The sequence below is a fragment of the Nonomuraea sp. NPDC003804 genome (assembly GCF_040610675.1).
Lineage (GTDB): Bacteria > Actinomycetota > Actinomycetes > Streptosporangiales > Streptosporangiaceae > Nonomuraea.
Genome location: NZ_JBEXMT010000018.1, coordinates 86,811 through 101,901, shown reverse-complemented (window position 1 = coordinate 101,901; position 15,091 = coordinate 86,811). Strand labels below are relative to the sequence as shown.

The window sequence follows — 15,091 nt, the reverse complement described above, 5'->3', positions numbered from 1 at the left end:
GTAGGAAGATGTCGGTATCCCGTAGAGGACTGCTCGCGGCGGCCGCCGGCCTGGGCGCCGCTCTGGCCCTCGCCGCGTGCGGCGGGGAGTCGGCGTCCGCCCCCGCCGCCCCCGCGCAGGCCAGCGCCGCGGCCGCCCCCTTCACCTACACCGACGACCGCGGCAGGAAGATCGACCTGCCGAAGACCCCGGCGAGGATCGTGGCCCAGGTCGGCTCGGCCGCCGCGCTGTGGGACTTCGGCGTCAAGCCGATCGCCGTCTTCGGCCCGCACAAGCTGTCGAACGGCGAGCGCGACCCCCAGGTGGGCAATGTCGACATCACCAAGGTGACGGGCCTCGGCAACGTCTGGGACGAGTTCAACGTCGAGCAGTACATCGGCCTGCAGCCCGAGCTGCTGGTCAGCAGCATGTACCTGAAGGACACGCTGTGGTACGTGCCGGAGAAGTCCAAGGACACGATCGAGAAGGTCGCCCCGACGGCGGGCGTCATGCTCACCGGCAGGAACGCCACCGAGGTGATCGCCAAGTACGGTGACCTGGCGGCCAAGCTCGGCGCCGACCTCGCCGCCCTCGATATCACCCAGGCCAAGGCCCGCTACGAGGCGGCGCTGGAGGCACTGAGGAAGCTCGCGGCCAAGGGCCTGACGATCGAGCTGGTCTCCGGCAGCCCCGACGCGATGTACGTCTCGACCCCGGAGATGGTGCCGGACTTCAAGCTGCTGAGCGACGCCGGGCTCGACATCGTGAAGCCGAAGGTCGACGCCCAGGGCTACTTCGAGTCGCTGAGCTGGGAGAACGCCGACAAGTACGAGGCGGACGTCATCCTGTTCGACAGCAGGACCCAGGCCCTCGGCCTGGAGGAGATGAAGAAGAAGCCCACCTTCGCCAAGCTGCCCGCCGTGGCCAAGGGCCAGGTCTACCCGATGTGGGTCGAGACCCCCTACAGCTACCAGAAGTGGGCCGACCTGCTCGAGGGCCTGGTGGCCGACCTGGGGAAGGCTAGTAAGCTCCCCTGACCTCGACGATCTCCGTCAGCGGGAACTCCAGGTAGTCGCCCGCCTCCTCGCACCAGGCGTCGAGTGTGCCGCCGCGCAGCTCGCCGTGGCTGATCGTCGCGGTCAGCCCGTCGGTCAGCGTGATGCCGGCCCGTACCCCGCGGTCGACCACGAGGCCCAGCAGCGACTGCTGGGCGGTGGGCAACCTGGTGGCGTTCCTGCCGATGACCGCCCAGGTGCGCCCGCTCTGTTCCGCGCTGTCGTGGGCGCCGAGCAGGCGGCGGGCGTGCTCGTGAGGGTCGGGCGCGGGCTCGGCGAGGATGTGCGCGGGGGTGTCGACCTCGGCGACCTGCCCGCCGGGCAGCAGGATGAGCTTGCCGTTCTGCGGATCCTCGGAACCGGCGACCCTGGTGCGCCTGACCGCGATCTCGCCGGTGTCGGCGATCGGCACGGGCGCGTAGCCGTTCTCCCGCAGCGCGGCGAGCGTGGGCTCGGCCGGCGTGGAGCTGACCAGCACGGTCGGGGCCAGCAGCCGCAGGCCCAGCCGGGACAGGCCGCGGTTGTGGGCGATCTCGGCCAGCAGGGCGGGATCGGAGGCCTGCACGATGCAGGCGACCGTCGTCACCGTCACCTCGCCGTGCCGGCGCGCCATGTCGCGGACGAGATAGTCGAGCGGCTGCGGGATCGTGCCGACCTCGCCCAGCTCGGCCAGCAGCTCGTCGGCGTCATAGCCCCGGTCGAGCGCGCCGCGCACGCTCTCGGCGGTGAAGCGCCACACCGAGGCGGCGCCGCGCGACTCCCGCTCGGCCACCCTGTCGAGCAGCTCGGCCAGCTCGGTGGAGGGCGGCCCGGTGACCACGGCGGTCAGGTCGGCGCCGAACAACGCGCTCCTGCGCACGCTGGCCAGCGCCCGCGTCGAGACCTCGACCAGGACGGGATCGTGCTCGACCAGCGGCACCGCGTCGTCGTTCTCCTCGCCCGCGTGGGCGCTCAGCCCGGCCAGCGCCCGGCCGAGGTCGGTGAGGGCGTCGTTGGCCAGCAGGCCGAGCAGCGTGGCCTCCTCCAGCACGGCGGCGGCGCAGTCGGCCAGCAGGGCCTGGTCGAGCAGGGGAGCGTGCCAGTGGGCGCTGCGCACGAGGCTGCCCCTGTCGGCGAAGGCCGTACCCGCCGGCAGGTGGGACAGCACGCCCAGCAGCGCCCTGCGCACGCGGGCGATCGCCGCGCCGCTCCGGTCGTCGCCGAGCACCGTGGGGTACTTGCCCTCGACCTTGCGCAGCGACGAACGCTCCATCCGCCACCAGGCCGACAGCAGCAGCCGCAGCCTGGCCGAGCCCTCGTCGAGCCGCCACCTGTCGTACCGGTCGGTGGGCACCATGCCGCCCGACTTCTCGTCCCACGCCAGCAACCTGGCGACCGCGCAGATCTCCAGCAGCAGCCGGGTCTCGTCCTCGTCGCAGCCGGTCTCCCTGGCGACCCTGCGCACCTCGCGCACGCCCACCCCGCCGGTCTTCAGCAGCGGCAGCGGCGTCTTGGCGGTGTTGTCGAGCAGGGTGGCGCAGCGCTCGACCATGTGCGGGGCGGCCAGCGTCATCAGGTGGTCGACCTCCTCGGGGTCGACCGGGATCGTCGGCACCTCGGGTGGCTCGGGGGTGAAGGGCGGGTGGTAGCCGGGGCCGCGGATCGACAGCGCCACCTCGCGCGGCATCTCCGCCACCTCCCAGCGGGGCCGGTAGAGCAGGCCGTGGTCGGCCGCCCACTTCTCCGGGGTGCCGAGCGTCACGAACGCGCCGCCGTCGACGTCGCGGACCGGACCGTCCCACGCGAAGTCGGCCAGCAGGCGCTCGGTGCCCTCGGGCGCGTTGCGCAGCAGGGCGGCGAGCCGCTCGCCGTCGGACAGCACCTCCGTCGCCCTGATGATCGTGCGGCGCTTGCTGCCGTGCGCGGGCAGGCCGAGGTTGCGGGCCAGGGCGCGCAGCGTGTCGTTGTTGATGGTCCAGGAGTTGAGGTAGTGGTCGAGCGGCTCGCCGAGGCCGAGCGGCGCCGCCCACCAGCGCGCGACCGCCGCGGCCAGGTGGATGCCGCCGTCGGCGTCGGGCCAGGCCAGCGCGTGGTCGTAGCTGACGTCGAGCCAGGGGACGACCTGCTCGACCGGGGCGTCCAGGAAGCGCGCCAGCCGGTCGGGCGGCACGCCGTCGCCGAGCACCAGGCACGCCTGCGCGATCTCCAGGCAGGGCAGCGGCAACGCCCGCATCGCCTCCATGACGGCGAAACCGTTGCCCAGCCGCTGGGCCAGCGTGTCGAGCCGGCGCGGCCAGGGGGCCGCTATGGCATCCGGTCGGTTGGACAGGACGCGGGCGAGCCTCGCTTCGTCCAGTGTTCGCAGCCAGCCGAGCAGGTGATCATCCATCTGTCAGCACTCTCAGTGGGTCGCGCGCGGGGACTCGCCGTGAGCCTTGATCATCCACGTGGGCCTCACTACGAGGCAGACCTCAGCATACGCGCTCCATGCCGGGGTGTCCGGGCCTTCGCGTGCATGCGACAGAGCGTGGAGAAGGCGTGGGGAGAGCGCATGGAGAGCGCATGGAGAGCGCATGGAGAGCACAGGGACAGTGCAGGGAGAGGTCACCGGGAGCGCGGGGAGGGCCGCGCCGACCTCAGGAGAGCACCGCCCAGACGATCTTCCCGTACGGCGCGAGCGCCGACCAGCCCCAGCGCATGCTCAGCGACTCCACGATGTGCAGGCCGAGCCCGCCCACGTCGAGCGGCCCGGGGTAGCGCAGCACGGGCACGGCCGCGGCCGGGTCGGTGAAGGCGCAGGTGACCAGCGCGCCCCTGCGCACCAGCGACATGCGCACGGGTTCGGGCCGGCGCGGCTCGTCGAGCGTCAGGCCGTGGCGCAGCGCGTTGGTGGCGAGTTCGGAGACCACCAGCTCCATGCTGTCGACCATCTCCTCCAGCTTCCAGCCGGCGAGCGTGCCGGCGGTGAAGCTGCGGGCGGAGTGGACGGAGGAGGCCGCCGGGGGGAGGACGAAGGTCGCGCTTGCGCCGACCGCCGTGCCAGGGACGACGAGGTCGCGCGCCGCCTCAGGCCACCAGCCGACCGGGGGCCACCAGTCGAGCGTGGTCCACAGGCCGAGGGGTTTGGTGGACTGCACGGTGATCATTCTGAGGCAGAGTCTCGTGCAGGTGCAAGAGCGAATGCACGTGCAGAAGGGATGGGCAACCGCTACCGTTTGCCCTGTATCGGTGAATCAGGTGGCAAAGGGGGATCTTGCCGCGACCCATGATCTTTGGGGCGCGAAGTGACAGACTGTGTGGTACGGAAACGACCAAGGAGCAGCACGTGTCCATGGATCCGCCGGGTTCTGGCTCAACCGTTCGGCGCATCATGCTCGGCGCCAGCCTGCGTCGCCTGCGCGAGCAGCGCGGACTCACCCGTGATGTGGCCGGATTCCACATCAGGGCCTCCGAGTCCAAGATCAGCCGCATGGAGCTCGGCCGCGTCGGCTTCAAGACACGTGATGTGGAAGACCTGCTCACGCTGTACGGCGTCGTCGACGACGCCGAGCGGCGTGCCCTGCTGGAGATGGTCCGCGAGGCCAACACCCCCGGGTGGTGGCACAAGTACTCAGCCGTCCTGCCCCAGTGGTTCACCACCTACGTGGGACTGGAGGAGGCCGCCAGCCTGATCCGCACCTACGAGGTGCAGTTCGTGCCCGGCCTGCTGCAGACGGCGAACTACGCCAGGGCGGTCTACCAGCTCGGCAACCCCGACGCCTCTCCTCAGGACATCGACCAGCGCGTGCATCTGCGCATGCAGCGGCAGGAGCGCTTCACCCGGAAAGACGGCCCCCGGCTGTGGGCCGTCATCGACGAGGCGACCCTGAGGCGGACCATCGGCGGCCGAGAGGTCATGTCCGAACAGCTTCAGCATCTGCTGCACGTGGCGACCTTCCCCAACATCACCATCCAGGTGATGCCCTTCCGGTACGGCATGCACGCCGCCGAAGGGGGCGCGTTCAGCATCATGCGGTTTCCCGAGTCCGACCTGTCGGACGTCGTCTACGTCGAACAGCTCTGGGGTGCCCTGTACCTGGACAAGCGTGAGGACATCGACCCGTACCTCACCGCCATGGAGCAGCTGTGCGTGGAGAGCACCACGCCGGGCGGCACCGTGGAGCTCATCGACGGTCTTCTCAGAAAGATGTAGATGGAGCACACCTACAACGGCATGCCCGCCACCGACCTCACCGAGGTCGCCTGGCGGAAGAGCCGCTACAGCAACTCGCAGGGCAACTGCGTGGAGCTCGCGGAGCTCCCCGACGGCGGGATCGCGGTCCGCAACTCCCGCTTCCCCGAGGGCCCCGCGTTGATCTACACCCGTGACGAGATCCGGGCGCTGGTGCTCGGGGTGAAGGACGGGGAGTTCGACGGTCTGCTGGTTTAACACGGTGTTCACCTCCGGCGCACCCGCGTAACCCGGGTGCGCCGGACGGGAAATCCCCCGGTTTCGTCCCTCAAGCAGGATCTCTTCATGCTCGATCAGATGACGCTTTATCCCATCGCCGACGACGTGCTGATCGCACCGGGCGGCAGGGTCGTGATCCGCACCTACGGCGTGGGCTCCGCCGTGCCCGACGGGGTGGTCTCCTACCGCACCTGGGTGACCGGCGTGCGCGACCAGCCCCGCTACTGGCACTGGGGACACTTCGAGGACGCCGCCTCGGGGCACCGGCGCGTGCTGGAGTGGCTGACGGGGCGCGGGCCCCAGCCGGTTCCGGCCATCGCCTGATATCATCCCGAGCAATCGCTTGGTTCGATCTCGGGAGGCCGCCGTGCGGCGAGGCATCCACCTGCTCGAGGAAGTCGACTTCCGGCCGATGAACTCCCGCCGGCCGCTGGAGTACCTGACCTGGCTGACCCGCTACAAGCAGGAGGACGCCGCCCGCCAGGCGCCCGAGCTGACCGAGGGGATGTCCATCCGGTCGCGGGAGATCGATCTCGTCGGCGCCTTCTACGCCGTCGGGATCACCGGCCACCACCAGTTCAAGGCCGTCACGCTGTGGGACTGCCACGGCGGGTGGGAGGGCGGCTGGCGCCAGATGATGGAGATCTACTCGGGCGTCGACGCGCGCCTGTTCCTGTCGGACATCGACGACCTGCGCTTCTCGGCCTTCTCCCGGCCGCTCGGCGCGGTCCACGGCAGCCCCCCGCTCGCCTCGGCCGCGCCCGCGCCGCTGTTCCTGTTCGAGAGCGCCACGGTACGGCCCGGCGCCGCCCTCGACTACCTCGAAGCCGTCCGCGCCGAACGCCTGCCCATCCTGCGCGACCACGGGCACACGCTTGTCGGGCTGTACGAGGTGCTGATGTGCGACACCGAGGTCGTCACCGTGTGGGGCACCACCCTCGACGCGCACCTGGCCGTGCAGCGGGCCAGGGACGCGGCCCTCGGGCTCGACGACGAGGTCGCGCCCGACGAGCGGCTGCTCACCTGGGGGAAGCGGGCCCGCGACTACCTGTCGGGCCCGTGGCGGGAGACCATGCTGGTGCCCTTCCCCGGCAGCCGGCTGGCGCCCGAGCCGGCTGCTGCCCGCGCCTAGACCGGGGCGTTCCAGTTGAGGACGACCGGCTCGGCGTGCTCGAACCCGAGCCGCGAGTAGGTGCCCGTGTCCAGCCGGAAGAACCTGCCGTCACGCGGCGGCAGGCCCAGCCACCTGGCGGTCAGCACGCGCAGGAAGTGCCCGTGCGCGACCAGCGCCACCGAACCCTTCGCGGCCCTGGCCCGCTCGATCACCCTGTCGGCCCGCGCGCCCACCTGCTCCACGCTCTCGCCGGGATGCTCGGCGTCGCCGGGGATCACGCCGTCACGCCACAGGTACCAGCCCGCACGGGTCTCGCGGATGGTCGGCGTGGTGATGCCCTCGTAGCCGCCGTAGTCCCACTCCCACAGGTCGGGGTCCACCTCGTAGTCGGTCAGCCCGGCCAGCTCCGCCGTACGGCGTGCCCTGCCGGCGGGGCTCACCAGCACCAGGTCGAAGGCGCGCGCCTTCACCAGTGGCGTCAGCGCCCTGGCCTGTTCCTCGCCGTGGGGGGTCAGGGGCAGGTCGGTACGGCCGGTGTGGCGGCCCGTCCTGCTCCATTCGGTCTCGCCGTGTCTCAAGAGCATCATGTCATCCATAGCAGGACCATCATCGCCGACCGCCCGCGTCCGGCCCGCCGGGGGGCGTCCCACGGGCCGCCACGTTGACCTCAACCCCGCTTGAGGTTGCATCGTGGCGGTGGAACGACCACCCACCGGATGGAGAGCCTCATGCACGCCGTCGTCCTGCACGCCTTCGGGCCCGCGGAGAACCTGACCTACGAGACGGTCGACGACCCCGTCCCCGGCGCGGGCGAGGTGCGCGTCGTGGTGAAGGCCGCGGGCGTGCACCTCATCGAGACCCTGCTGCGCACCGGCGTCACCATCGGGCCGCCGGTCCCCGACCTGCCGACCGTCTTCGGCGGCGAGGTCGCGGGCGTGGTGGACGCGGTCGGCCCGGGTGTCGACGAGTCGTGGATCGGCCGCCGGGTGGTGACCGGCGCCAGCAGGCCAGGCGGCTACGCCGAGCTCAGCGTCGCCGAGGTGGGCGCGCTGCACGCCGTACCCGACGGCCTCGGGTTCGAGGAGGCGGTGGCCATGATCGTGACGGGCGCCACCACGATGGCCCTGATCGAGCTGGGCGCGCCCACCGCGGCCGACGTGATCCTGGTCAACTCGGCGGCCGGCGGCATCGGCCGCCTGCTCATGCAGCACGCCCGCCACATCGGCGCCGAGGTCGTCGGGGCGGCGGGCGGGAAGGCGAAGGTGGCGACGGTTCCAGGGCGCGCCGTCGACTACGACGTGCCCGGCTGGAGCGCGCAGGTCGGCGAGGTGACGCTGGTCTTCGACGGCGTCGGCGGCAGCCGCGGCAGGGAGGCGTTCTCCCTGCTGGGCGCGGGCGGGCGGCACATCGTGTACGGCAACGCCTCGCGCGAGGAGGCGGGCGCGCCGACGCCCGAGGAGATCAAGGCGAAGGACATCACGTCGATCTACGCGATCGAGCGGATCCTCAGCCGGCCCGGCGGGCTGCGCGAGCTGGAGGAGCGGGCCCTCGCGGAGGCGGCGGCGGGTCGCCTGGTGCCGGAGGTGCAGGCGTTCCCGCTGGCCGAGGCGGCCGCCGCGCACGCGGCGCTGGAGAGCAGGGCGACGTCGGGAAAGGTGGTCCTGATCCCCTGACCGGCAGGGGGAGTGCGCAGGCTTCCGCTCCTGGCCGGCCGGGCGACGTGGGGTCAGGTGCCCGCCAGCTCCTCCACCACCGGGGTGAAGGCGTCGAGGTCGCGCTCGTGGTGGAGGACGTAGTAGGAGACGTCGTGATCGTCCCGCCAGCGGCGCAGCTTGTCGACGACGTCCTGCCTGGTCCCGGGGAGCACCTGCGGCGTGTCGGCCTGCGGGGCGGAGTCGGCCGCGCTCCACGACTCCCTCGACCGCCTGGCGCCGACCTGCTGGACGCTCGTGCCGAGCTCCACCTGGTCGTACCGGCCCTCGGCGGCCGCCCGGACCACGTCGATCTTCGCGAGGAACGCGGACGGGCCGCCGTCGGCGTCGTCGGGCCCCGTCCCGTCGGCGCGGACGCGCATGCCGAGGTTGATCACGTCCGCCTCGCGGGCGGCCAGGCGGAGCATGCGCGGCCCGCCGCCGCCCAGCAGCAGGCGCGGGTGCGGCCGCTGGACCGGCTTGGGCTGCTGGTCCAGGGAGTCGATGCGGTAGTGCCTGCCGGTGAAGGAGAACGGCGCCTCGCCCCAGAGCCCCTTGAGGACGGTCACCGCCTCGGCCAGCCGGGAGACCCGCACGCCGGGCGGGTCGAGCTCCATCCCGGCGGCGACGTAGTCGGCCGCCATCCACCCGGTGCCGACCCCCAGCTCCAGGCGCCCGTCGGAGAGCAGGTCGAGGGTGGCCGACTCCTTGGCGAGCACCGCCGGGTGCCGGAAGTCGTTGGCGGCCACGAGCGTGCCCACCCTGAGCCGCGTGGTGGCGCAGGCGGCCGCCGTCATCGCCGCGAAGGGGGCCAGGCGGGGACCGACCAGGTGGTCGGGCACCAGCAGCGCGTCGAACCCCGTGGCCTCCAGCCGCCGCGCCTTCTCCGCCCATGCCTTGCCCGACTCGGCGTGACGGACGACCGCCGCGAACCTGAACCGCCGCATGACGCCTCCCGGCCAAGCGTTTGGTTCACACCTTAGACCGGGAAGGATCTTTCGGCCAGAAGTCAGGTTCCGCGCTGGTTCAGCAGGCCGAGCGCCACCCCGCCCATCCCCGCCGTCATGAGCAGCCACGCGACGCCGGCCGCCACGTTGCCCAGCCCGGCGAACCACGAGATCGGGATCGCCACGGGAGCCACGACCAGCGCGATGGCCGCCCACACCGGCGCGGTCCTGCCGAGGAGCGCGGCGACGCCCAGCAGCAGGAAGCCCAGCAGGCCGAACAGGAACGACATGCCCAGGACCGAGGTGGGCAGCCCCTCGTTGTAGGCGGCGTAGAGCTTGGTGAGCGTGCCCTGGTCCAGGCCCGCCACGATGCCGGCGTACAGGACGTCGTCGGAGTTGCCGCCGATCGGGACGATCAGGACGAACGCCAGGATCATGGCGACCAGGCCGAGCACCGGCCGGCCGGCGCGGGCGACCCTGGCCACGCCGAACGCGGCAGGGATGATCGTCAGGGAGCTGATCGCCGACAGCCAGGCGAGCAGCGGGTAGGAGCCGGCGTCGGCGACGAACTGGCGCACGTACGCCTCGCCCTCGGCGGTGACGTTGCCCGGCGCGAGGAGGATGGACGCGGCGATGGCCAGCGGCGAGATCACGGCGGCGGCGATCATGGCGTAGCGGGTGAAGGTATCGGCTCCCGACCGGGGAGTCGTGTCGAGACTGGTCATGGCCCGAGCGTGCGCCCGGCGCGGGTGCCGCGCATGAGTAGGTCCCTACTCATCTTGTTTTACCAAGCGCTTGCTCAGACACTGGGCTCATGGACGTGCGCGCGACGACCGCCGGCGAGACCGCCTTCTTCCACGCCAACGGGTGGGTACGGCTGGCCCGCCTGGTCGACCAGGACACCGTGACCGACCTGCGCGACCGCGCCCTCGCCCGGCTGGGCGAGCGCCCCAGGTCCCGCGCCACCCTCGTCGACCGGGCCTTCGGCCAGTCACGCGACATCGCGCAGGAGGACGAGAGGTTCGCCGAGCTGACCAGGCGCCTGGCGCCGAACGCGGTGCGGCTGCTGTCCGGCGTGAGCGCGGTCCGGATGCAGGTGACCAACCTGCTGGTGAAGGACGGCGGCGGCGCGGACGGCCACGGCGCCACGCCGTTCCACCAGGACTTCCCGTGGATGCCGATGGACCGCTCGGCCATGCTGACGGTCTGGCTGGCGCTGGCCGACGTGCCCGCCGACATGGGCGCGCTGCGCTTCTACAGCGGCTCCCACCGCCACGGCCTGCTCGGCAGGAGCTTCACCACCACCGGCGACGACCAGCTCACCCAGCACCCGTGGCTGAAGGAACTGGAGCTGTCACCGCCGCTGGACCTCGCGGCCGGAGACGCGACCGTCCACCACGCGCTGACCGTGCACGGCGCGCCCGCCAACCGGCACCGCTCGCCCCGGCTGTCGTTCACCGTGACCTACTTCGACGCCGACACGCTCTACACCGGCATGCCGTACGGCCAGACCGACGGCCTCGGCCTGGCCGTCAACAAGCCCTTCGACCACCCGAGGTTCCCGTGCCTTGGACGGTGAGCGGCTTCCGGGCCGACCTGGGCGCCACGCTGATGCACGAGCACGTCTTCGGGCTGAGCCCCGAGATCCTGTGGAACTGGCCCGACATCCCCGAAGGCTGGGACCTGGAGACGCGGGCCCGGCAGGCGGCGGCCAAGCTCGACGCGCTCAAGGCGGCCGGCATCGACACGATCGTCGACCTCACCGTGGTCGGCCTCGGCCGCTACGTGCCCGCCGTCCAGCGGGTGGCCGAGCTGACCGAGCTGACGATCGTCGCCGCCACCGGGCTCTACACCTACGACGCGCTGCCGCCCTACTTCGCCAACCGCGGTCCCGGCAGCCTGTTCGGCGGTCCCGACCGGCTGGCGGAGTTCTTCGTCAGGGACATCACCGAGGGCATCGGCAGGACGGGCGTGAAGGCGGCGATGCTCAAGTGCGCCACCGACCACGCCGGCATGACGCCGAACTGCGAGCGGGTGTTCAGGGCGGTCGCCGAGGCCCACGTGGCCACGGGCACGCCCATCACCACCCACAGCGCCCAGCCGGGCGGGCTGGAGCAGCAGCGGGTCCTGGCCAAGGCGGGCGTCGACCTGAGCAGGGTGGTGATCGGCCACGCGGGCGACTCCACCGACCTCGCCTACCTGGAGGAGCTCATCGCCAACGGCTCCTACCTGGGGATGGACCGCTTCGGGATCGAGACGATCAGCTCCTTCGACGACAGGGTGAGCGTGGTCGCCAGGCTGTGCGAGCGCGGCCACGCGGGCCGGCTCGTCCTGTCCCACGACTCCTACTGCTTCAACGACCGGTTCGACCACGACGTCGTACGGCGCCGCCACCCCAACTACCACCTGCTCCACATCACCACCGACGTCCTGCCGGCGCTGCGCGGACGAGGCGTCACCGAGGAGCAGATCCATCAGATGCTGGTCGACAACCCGCGGAGGATCTTCGGATGGACTTCGACGTCACCCAGGACTGGCACGTCGCCGCGCCGTACGACTTCCTGAGACGGCTGCGCCACGAGCAACCGGTCTTCCGCAGCGAGCACCTCGGCGCCTACGTCCTGACCAGGTACGCCGACGTGCGCGCCGCCTACGGCGACCACCGCGCGTTCTCCTCGCGGGGCTCGCTGACGATCTCGCGCAGCCTCACCGAGGAGACCAGGCGGAAGCTGGGCGAGCACGGCTCGTTCCTGTCGAGCTTCGTGGCCAACGTGGACCCGCCCGACCACACCCGCCTGCGCCGCTCGGTCTCGCGCGCCTTCACCCCCCGCGCGGTCGCGGCGCTGGAGCGGCGCTTCCGCGAGCTCAACGAGAGCCTGCTCGACCGCATGGCGGGCCGCCGCGCGGCCGACTTCGTCCAGGAGATCGCGCACGAGCCCTCGGTCAAGCTCACCGCCGCCTTCATCGGCGTGCCCGCGGCCGACGAGGAGTTCGTCCAGCGGCGGGTGAAGGAGTGGTTCCAGCTCTTCCTGTCGCCGCAGCCGCCGGAGCGGCAGCTCGAGCTCGCCGACGGCTTCCTGACCTATCTCGACTACGTGGACCGCCTGGTCGCGGCGAGGGCCAAGGACCCGCAGGACGACTTCACCTCGCTCATGACCGCGCTGATCGGCAAGGAGCTGTCGCACCGCGAGGTGGTCGAGCTGATCTCCACGATCCTGCTCGGCGGCAACGACACGGTGCCCAACCAGCTCGGCAACAGCGTCCTGCGGCTGCTCAGGGAGGGCCGCTGGCCGGTGCCGCCCGAGCTGGTGGCCGGCGCGGCCGAGGAGTGCATGCGCATCGACGGCGCCTCCCTCGGCTCGTTCAGGTTCGCCGCCACGGACATCGACCTGCACGGCGTGACGATCCCCGCCGGGTCGCTGGTGCTGCTGTCGACCGACTCCGCGGCCCACGACGAGACCGTCTTCCCCGACCCGGAGAGGTTCGTGATCGACCGGCCGAACGCCGACGCGCACATGGTCTTCGGCTACGGCATCCACTTCTGCGTCGGCGCCGCCCTCGGCCGCCTGCAACTGCGCACCGCGCTCGACGTGCTCGGCCGGCGGCTGCCGGGGCTGCGCCTGGCCGAGGGCGCGCCCGTCGCCTACCGCCGGTCGATCGTCGGCCGCGGCCTGCCGTCGCTGCCGGTCGAGTGGTGACCCGCTTCGCCGGCAGGGTGGCGCTGGTCACCGGCGCCGGCTCGGGCATCGGCGCGGCCTGCGCGGCGCGGCTGGCGGCCGAGGGCGCCAGCGTCGGCGTCGCCGACTAGCACGCGATCCACGCGCGGCAGGGCCTAGAGTGACGGCCGTGGAACCTGTGGCGGTGGGACTGGTGGGCGCGGGCCCGTGGGCGGAGATGGCGCACGCGCCCATGCTGGCGAAGGGGCCGCACACGCGGCTCGCGGGCGTGTGGGCGCGCCGTCCCGAGGCGGCGGCCCGGCTGGGTGCTCCCGTCCACGAGCGGATCGAGGACCTGTTCGACGCCGTCGAGGCGGTGGCCTTCTGCGTGCCGCCCGCCGTCCAGGCCGAGCTCGGCGTGCTGGCCGCCAAGGCGGGCAAGGCGCTGCTGCTGGAGAAGCCGCTGGCGGCCGACCTCGACGGCGCGCGCCGGCTGGCCGACGCGATCGGGGAGGCGGGCGTCGCGTCCCAGATGCTGCTCACGCTGCGCTACTCCCCGGGGACGCGTGACTTCCTGGCCGGGTGCGCCCGTATCGGGGCGTTCGGCGGCCAGGCCGCCGCCATCTCGGGTGTGCTGAGCGGCGGCGGCGACTTCGCCACGCCGTGGCGGCTGGAGCGCGGCGCGCTCCTCGACGTCGGGCCGCACGTCATCGACCTGCTCGACGCCGCCCTGGGCAGGGTGGTCGGCGTCCGCGCCCACGGCGACCCGCTCCGCTGGGTGGGCCTGCTGCTGGAGCACGAGGGCGGCGCCGTCAGCGAGGTGTCGCTGACCATGGCCGCGGTGGGCGACCTGCCGCCGCTGCGGGTCGAGGTGTACGGCACGCAGGGGAGCGTCCGGCTGCCCGCCTCCGACGACGACGAGTTCGCGCGCGTGGCCGAGGAGTTCGCCGCCACCGTACGGCGGGGCGGCGGCCACCAGCTCGACGCCGCGCGCGGCCTGCACCTACAGGAGATCATCGCCGCCGCGGAGGCCCAGCTCGCCACCCCTTGACTTCGGGCCCATCGGGAGAATTGATAGCGTTTGTCCGACGCGCAGCGTTGCAGCGAAGTCCGGTGCGAGTCCGGCGCTGTCCCGCAACTGTCATAGCCAGGTCGCCTGCCGCCGCGCCGACGTCATCAACCCTCGTGGAAAAGGGTGATCCGTCGCATCTTCGCGGGTCTCTCGGTTCCGACAGTGTGAAAGGACTACTCGTGAGGCCCGTACGCACGGCCTTCGCGGGCGCGCTGCTGGGAACGGTCGTCCTGGCCGGCTGCGGCCAGACTCCCGCTCCCTCCTCCGCCCCCTCGGCCACCGCCCCCTCGGCCGCCCAGACCACCGCCCCCGCCGCGCAGGGGGCCGCCTTCCCCGCCACCGTGCAGGCGGGCAACGGCGCGGTCACCATCGCCAAGAAGCCCGAGCGCATCGTCTCCATCTCGCCGACCGCCACCGAGACCCTCTTCGCGATCGGCGCCGGACCGCAGGTCGTCGCCGTCGACGACATGTCCACCTACCCCGCCGAGGCGCCCAGGACCGACCTGTCGGGCTTCAAGCCCAACGTCGAGGCGATCATCGCGCACAAGCCCGACCTCGTCGTCGCCTCCGACGACAAGGTGGCCGCCCAGCTCGCCAAGGTGAACGTGCCCGTCCTCGTGGAGCCCGCCGCCACCAAGATCGACGAGGCCTACGACGAGATCGTCGACCTCGGCGTGGCGACCGGCAACAAGGCCAAGGCCGACGAGGTCGTCTCCGGGATGAAGGCCACGTTCGACCGGCTGGCCGCCGAGGCGCCGAAGGCCTCGAAGCTCACCTACTACCACGAGCTCGACACCACCCCCTACGCCGCCACGTCCACGACCTTCATCGGCCAGATCTACGGCATGTTCGGCCTGGTCAACGTCGCCGACAAGGCGCCCGACGCGGCGGGCGGCTACCCCAAGCTGTCGGCGGAGTTCGTCGCGCAGGCCGACCCCGACCTGATCTTCCTGGCCGACGTGAAGTGCTGCCAGCAGAGCAAGGAGACGCTGGCCAAGCGGCCCGGGTGGCAGGACCTGAAGGCCGTCAAGAACGACCGCGTCACCCAGCTCGACGACGACATCGCCTCCCGGTGGGGTCCGCGCATCGTGGACCTGGCCACCACGATCGGTGACGCCGTGCGGAAGGCCGACACGAGCCAGTGAAGC

General features: G+C 72.0%; 17 protein-coding genes. 12 read left to right on the top strand and 5 right to left on the bottom strand.

What is annotated here, in order from left to right; translation table 11 throughout:
- The first annotated feature begins 8 nt into the window (after window positions 1-8).
- Window positions 9-1,016 (top strand): ABC transporter substrate-binding protein, encoded by a 1,008-nt coding sequence (locus ABZX22_RS24635; protein ID WP_354913044.1) that lies wholly within the window; start codon window positions 9-11, stop codon window positions 1,014-1,016.
- On the opposite strand, the gene ABZX22_RS24630 is transcribed toward ABZX22_RS24635, so the two are convergent.
- Window positions 1,000-3,402 (bottom strand): helicase-associated domain-containing protein, encoded by a 2,403-nt coding sequence (locus ABZX22_RS24630; protein ID WP_354913042.1) that lies wholly within the window; start codon window positions 3,400-3,402, stop codon window positions 1,000-1,002. The two genes, ABZX22_RS24635 and ABZX22_RS24630, sit on opposite strands and share 17 nt — an antisense overlap.
- Window positions 3,403-3,649: 247 nt before the next feature.
- Window positions 3,650-4,159, bottom strand: a complete 510-nt coding sequence (locus ABZX22_RS24625) for an ATP-binding protein (protein ID WP_354913040.1) — start codon at window positions 4,157-4,159, stop codon at window positions 3,650-3,652.
- A gap of 224 nt (window positions 4,160-4,383) precedes the next feature.
- On the opposite strand from ABZX22_RS24625, the gene ABZX22_RS24620 reads away from it, so the two are divergent.
- The 4 genes from ABZX22_RS24620 to ABZX22_RS24605 all read left to right on the top strand — a co-directional run bounded on the left by ABZX22_RS24620 (window position 4,384) and on the right by ABZX22_RS24605 (window position 6,595).
- Complete coding sequence (locus ABZX22_RS24620; protein ID WP_354913195.1) at window positions 4,384-5,205, top strand: helix-turn-helix transcriptional regulator; 822 nt, start codon at window positions 4,384-4,386, stop codon at window positions 5,203-5,205.
- On the top strand, window positions 5,206-5,442 hold the full coding sequence (locus tag ABZX22_RS24615; protein ID WP_183658472.1) for a DUF397 domain-containing protein: 237 nt from the start codon (window positions 5,206-5,208) through the stop codon (window positions 5,440-5,442).
- Window positions 5,443-5,529: 87 nt separating this feature from the next.
- The gene (locus ABZX22_RS24610) at window positions 5,530-5,787 is read left to right on the top strand and encodes a hypothetical protein (RefSeq protein WP_354913038.1); all 258 of its coding nucleotides are present in this window, start codon (window positions 5,530-5,532) and stop codon (window positions 5,785-5,787) included.
- Window positions 5,788-5,830: 43 nt separating this feature from the next.
- A complete protein-coding gene (locus tag ABZX22_RS24605; RefSeq protein ID WP_354913036.1) occupies window positions 5,831-6,595 on the top strand; it encodes a hypothetical protein in 765 nt (254 codons plus the stop codon).
- On the opposite strand, the gene ABZX22_RS24600 is transcribed toward ABZX22_RS24605, so the two are convergent.
- Entirely contained in the window at window positions 6,592-7,173 is a 582-nt protein-coding gene (locus tag ABZX22_RS24600; RefSeq protein WP_354913034.1) for a histidine phosphatase family protein, read from the bottom strand. The genes ABZX22_RS24605 and ABZX22_RS24600 overlap by 4 nt on opposite strands.
- Window positions 7,174-7,305: 132 nt before the next feature.
- On the opposite strand from ABZX22_RS24600, the gene ABZX22_RS24595 reads away from it, so the two are divergent.
- Window positions 7,306-8,250, top strand: a complete 945-nt coding sequence (locus ABZX22_RS24595; protein WP_354913032.1) for a zinc-binding dehydrogenase — start codon at window positions 7,306-7,308, stop codon at window positions 8,248-8,250.
- 53 nt (window positions 8,251-8,303) lie between these two features.
- Here the strand turns inward: ABZX22_RS24595 and ABZX22_RS24590 are convergent, their stop codons facing one another.
- Together ABZX22_RS24590 and ABZX22_RS24585 are read right to left on the bottom strand one after the other, a co-directional pair.
- Window positions 8,304-9,215: a TIGR03621 family F420-dependent LLM class oxidoreductase gene (locus tag ABZX22_RS24590; RefSeq protein WP_354913030.1), complete on the bottom strand. Its 912-nt coding sequence runs from the start codon at window positions 9,213-9,215 to the stop codon at window positions 8,304-8,306.
- A 62-nt stretch (window positions 9,216-9,277) separates the two neighbouring features.
- The gene (locus tag ABZX22_RS24585; protein WP_354913029.1) at window positions 9,278-9,940 is read right to left on the bottom strand and encodes a hypothetical protein; all 663 of its coding nucleotides are present in this window, start codon (window positions 9,938-9,940) and stop codon (window positions 9,278-9,280) included.
- A gap of 89 nt (window positions 9,941-10,029) precedes the next feature.
- Here ABZX22_RS24585 and ABZX22_RS24580 point away from each other — a divergent pair, with 89 nt between their 5' ends.
- From ABZX22_RS24580 to ABZX22_RS24555, 6 genes are all read left to right on the top strand, one after another.
- Complete coding sequence (locus tag ABZX22_RS24580; RefSeq protein ID WP_354913027.1) at window positions 10,030-10,794, top strand: phytanoyl-CoA dioxygenase family protein; 765 nt, start codon at window positions 10,030-10,032, stop codon at window positions 10,792-10,794.
- A complete protein-coding gene (locus ABZX22_RS24575) occupies window positions 10,779-11,780 on the top strand; it encodes a phosphotriesterase-related protein (RefSeq protein WP_354913025.1) in 1,002 nt (333 codons plus the stop codon). Before ABZX22_RS24580 ends, ABZX22_RS24575 begins: the two co-directional genes overlap by 16 nt.
- Entirely contained in the window at window positions 11,726-12,913 is a 1,188-nt protein-coding gene (locus tag ABZX22_RS24570) for a cytochrome P450 (protein ID WP_354913023.1), read from the top strand. Before ABZX22_RS24575 ends, ABZX22_RS24570 begins: the two co-directional genes overlap by 55 nt.
- Window positions 12,910-13,023 carry an SDR family NAD(P)-dependent oxidoreductase gene (locus tag ABZX22_RS24565; RefSeq protein ID WP_354913021.1) on the top strand — a complete coding sequence of 38 codons (114 nt, stop codon included), beginning with the start codon at window positions 12,910-12,912 and terminating at the stop codon, window positions 13,021-13,023. Before ABZX22_RS24570 ends, ABZX22_RS24565 begins: the two co-directional genes overlap by 4 nt.
- A gap of 38 nt (window positions 13,024-13,061) precedes the next feature.
- Window positions 13,062-13,922: a Gfo/Idh/MocA family oxidoreductase gene (locus ABZX22_RS24560; protein ID WP_354913019.1), complete on the top strand. Its 861-nt coding sequence runs from the start codon at window positions 13,062-13,064 to the stop codon at window positions 13,920-13,922.
- A gap of 200 nt (window positions 13,923-14,122) precedes the next feature.
- Window positions 14,123-15,088, top strand: coding sequence for an ABC transporter substrate-binding protein (locus ABZX22_RS24555; protein ID WP_354913017.1), 966 nt, complete (start codon window positions 14,123-14,125; stop codon window positions 15,086-15,088).
- The last annotated feature ends 3 nt before the right edge of the window (window positions 15,089-15,091 follow it).

Excerpts from the sequence above, each read along its gene's own strand:
- ABZX22_RS24570 (WP_354913023.1), top strand. The coding sequence starts at position 11,726 with ATGGACTTCGACGTCACCCAGGACTGGCACGTCGCCGCGCCGTACGAC.
- ABZX22_RS24600 (WP_354913034.1), bottom strand. The coding sequence starts at position 7,173 with ATGGATGACATGATGCTCTTGAGACACGGCGAGACCGAATGGAGCAGG.
- ABZX22_RS24585 (WP_354913029.1), bottom strand. The coding sequence starts at position 9,940 with ATGACCAGTCTCGACACGACTCCCCGGTCGGGAGCCGATACCTTCACC.
- ABZX22_RS24595 (WP_354913032.1), top strand. The coding sequence starts at position 7,306 with ATGCACGCCGTCGTCCTGCACGCCTTCGGGCCCGCGGAGAACCTGACC.
- ABZX22_RS24610 (WP_354913038.1), top strand. The coding sequence starts at position 5,530 with ATGCTCGATCAGATGACGCTTTATCCCATCGCCGACGACGTGCTGATC.
- ABZX22_RS24630 (WP_354913042.1), bottom strand. The coding sequence starts at position 3,402 with ATGGATGATCACCTGCTCGGCTGGCTGCGAACACTGGACGAAGCGAGG.
- ABZX22_RS24620 (WP_354913195.1), top strand. The coding sequence starts at position 4,384 with ATGCTCGGCGCCAGCCTGCGTCGCCTGCGCGAGCAGCGCGGACTCACC.
- ABZX22_RS24625 (WP_354913040.1), bottom strand. The coding sequence starts at position 4,159 with ATGATCACCGTGCAGTCCACCAAACCCCTCGGCCTGTGGACCACGCTC.
- ABZX22_RS24615 (WP_183658472.1), top strand. The coding sequence starts at position 5,206 with ATGGAGCACACCTACAACGGCATGCCCGCCACCGACCTCACCGAGGTC.
- ABZX22_RS24580 (WP_354913027.1), top strand. The coding sequence starts at position 10,030 with ATGGACGTGCGCGCGACGACCGCCGGCGAGACCGCCTTCTTCCACGCC.
- ABZX22_RS24590 (WP_354913030.1), bottom strand. The coding sequence starts at position 9,215 with ATGCGGCGGTTCAGGTTCGCGGCGGTCGTCCGTCACGCCGAGTCGGGC.
- ABZX22_RS24635 (WP_354913044.1), top strand. The coding sequence starts at position 9 with ATGTCGGTATCCCGTAGAGGACTGCTCGCGGCGGCCGCCGGCCTGGGC.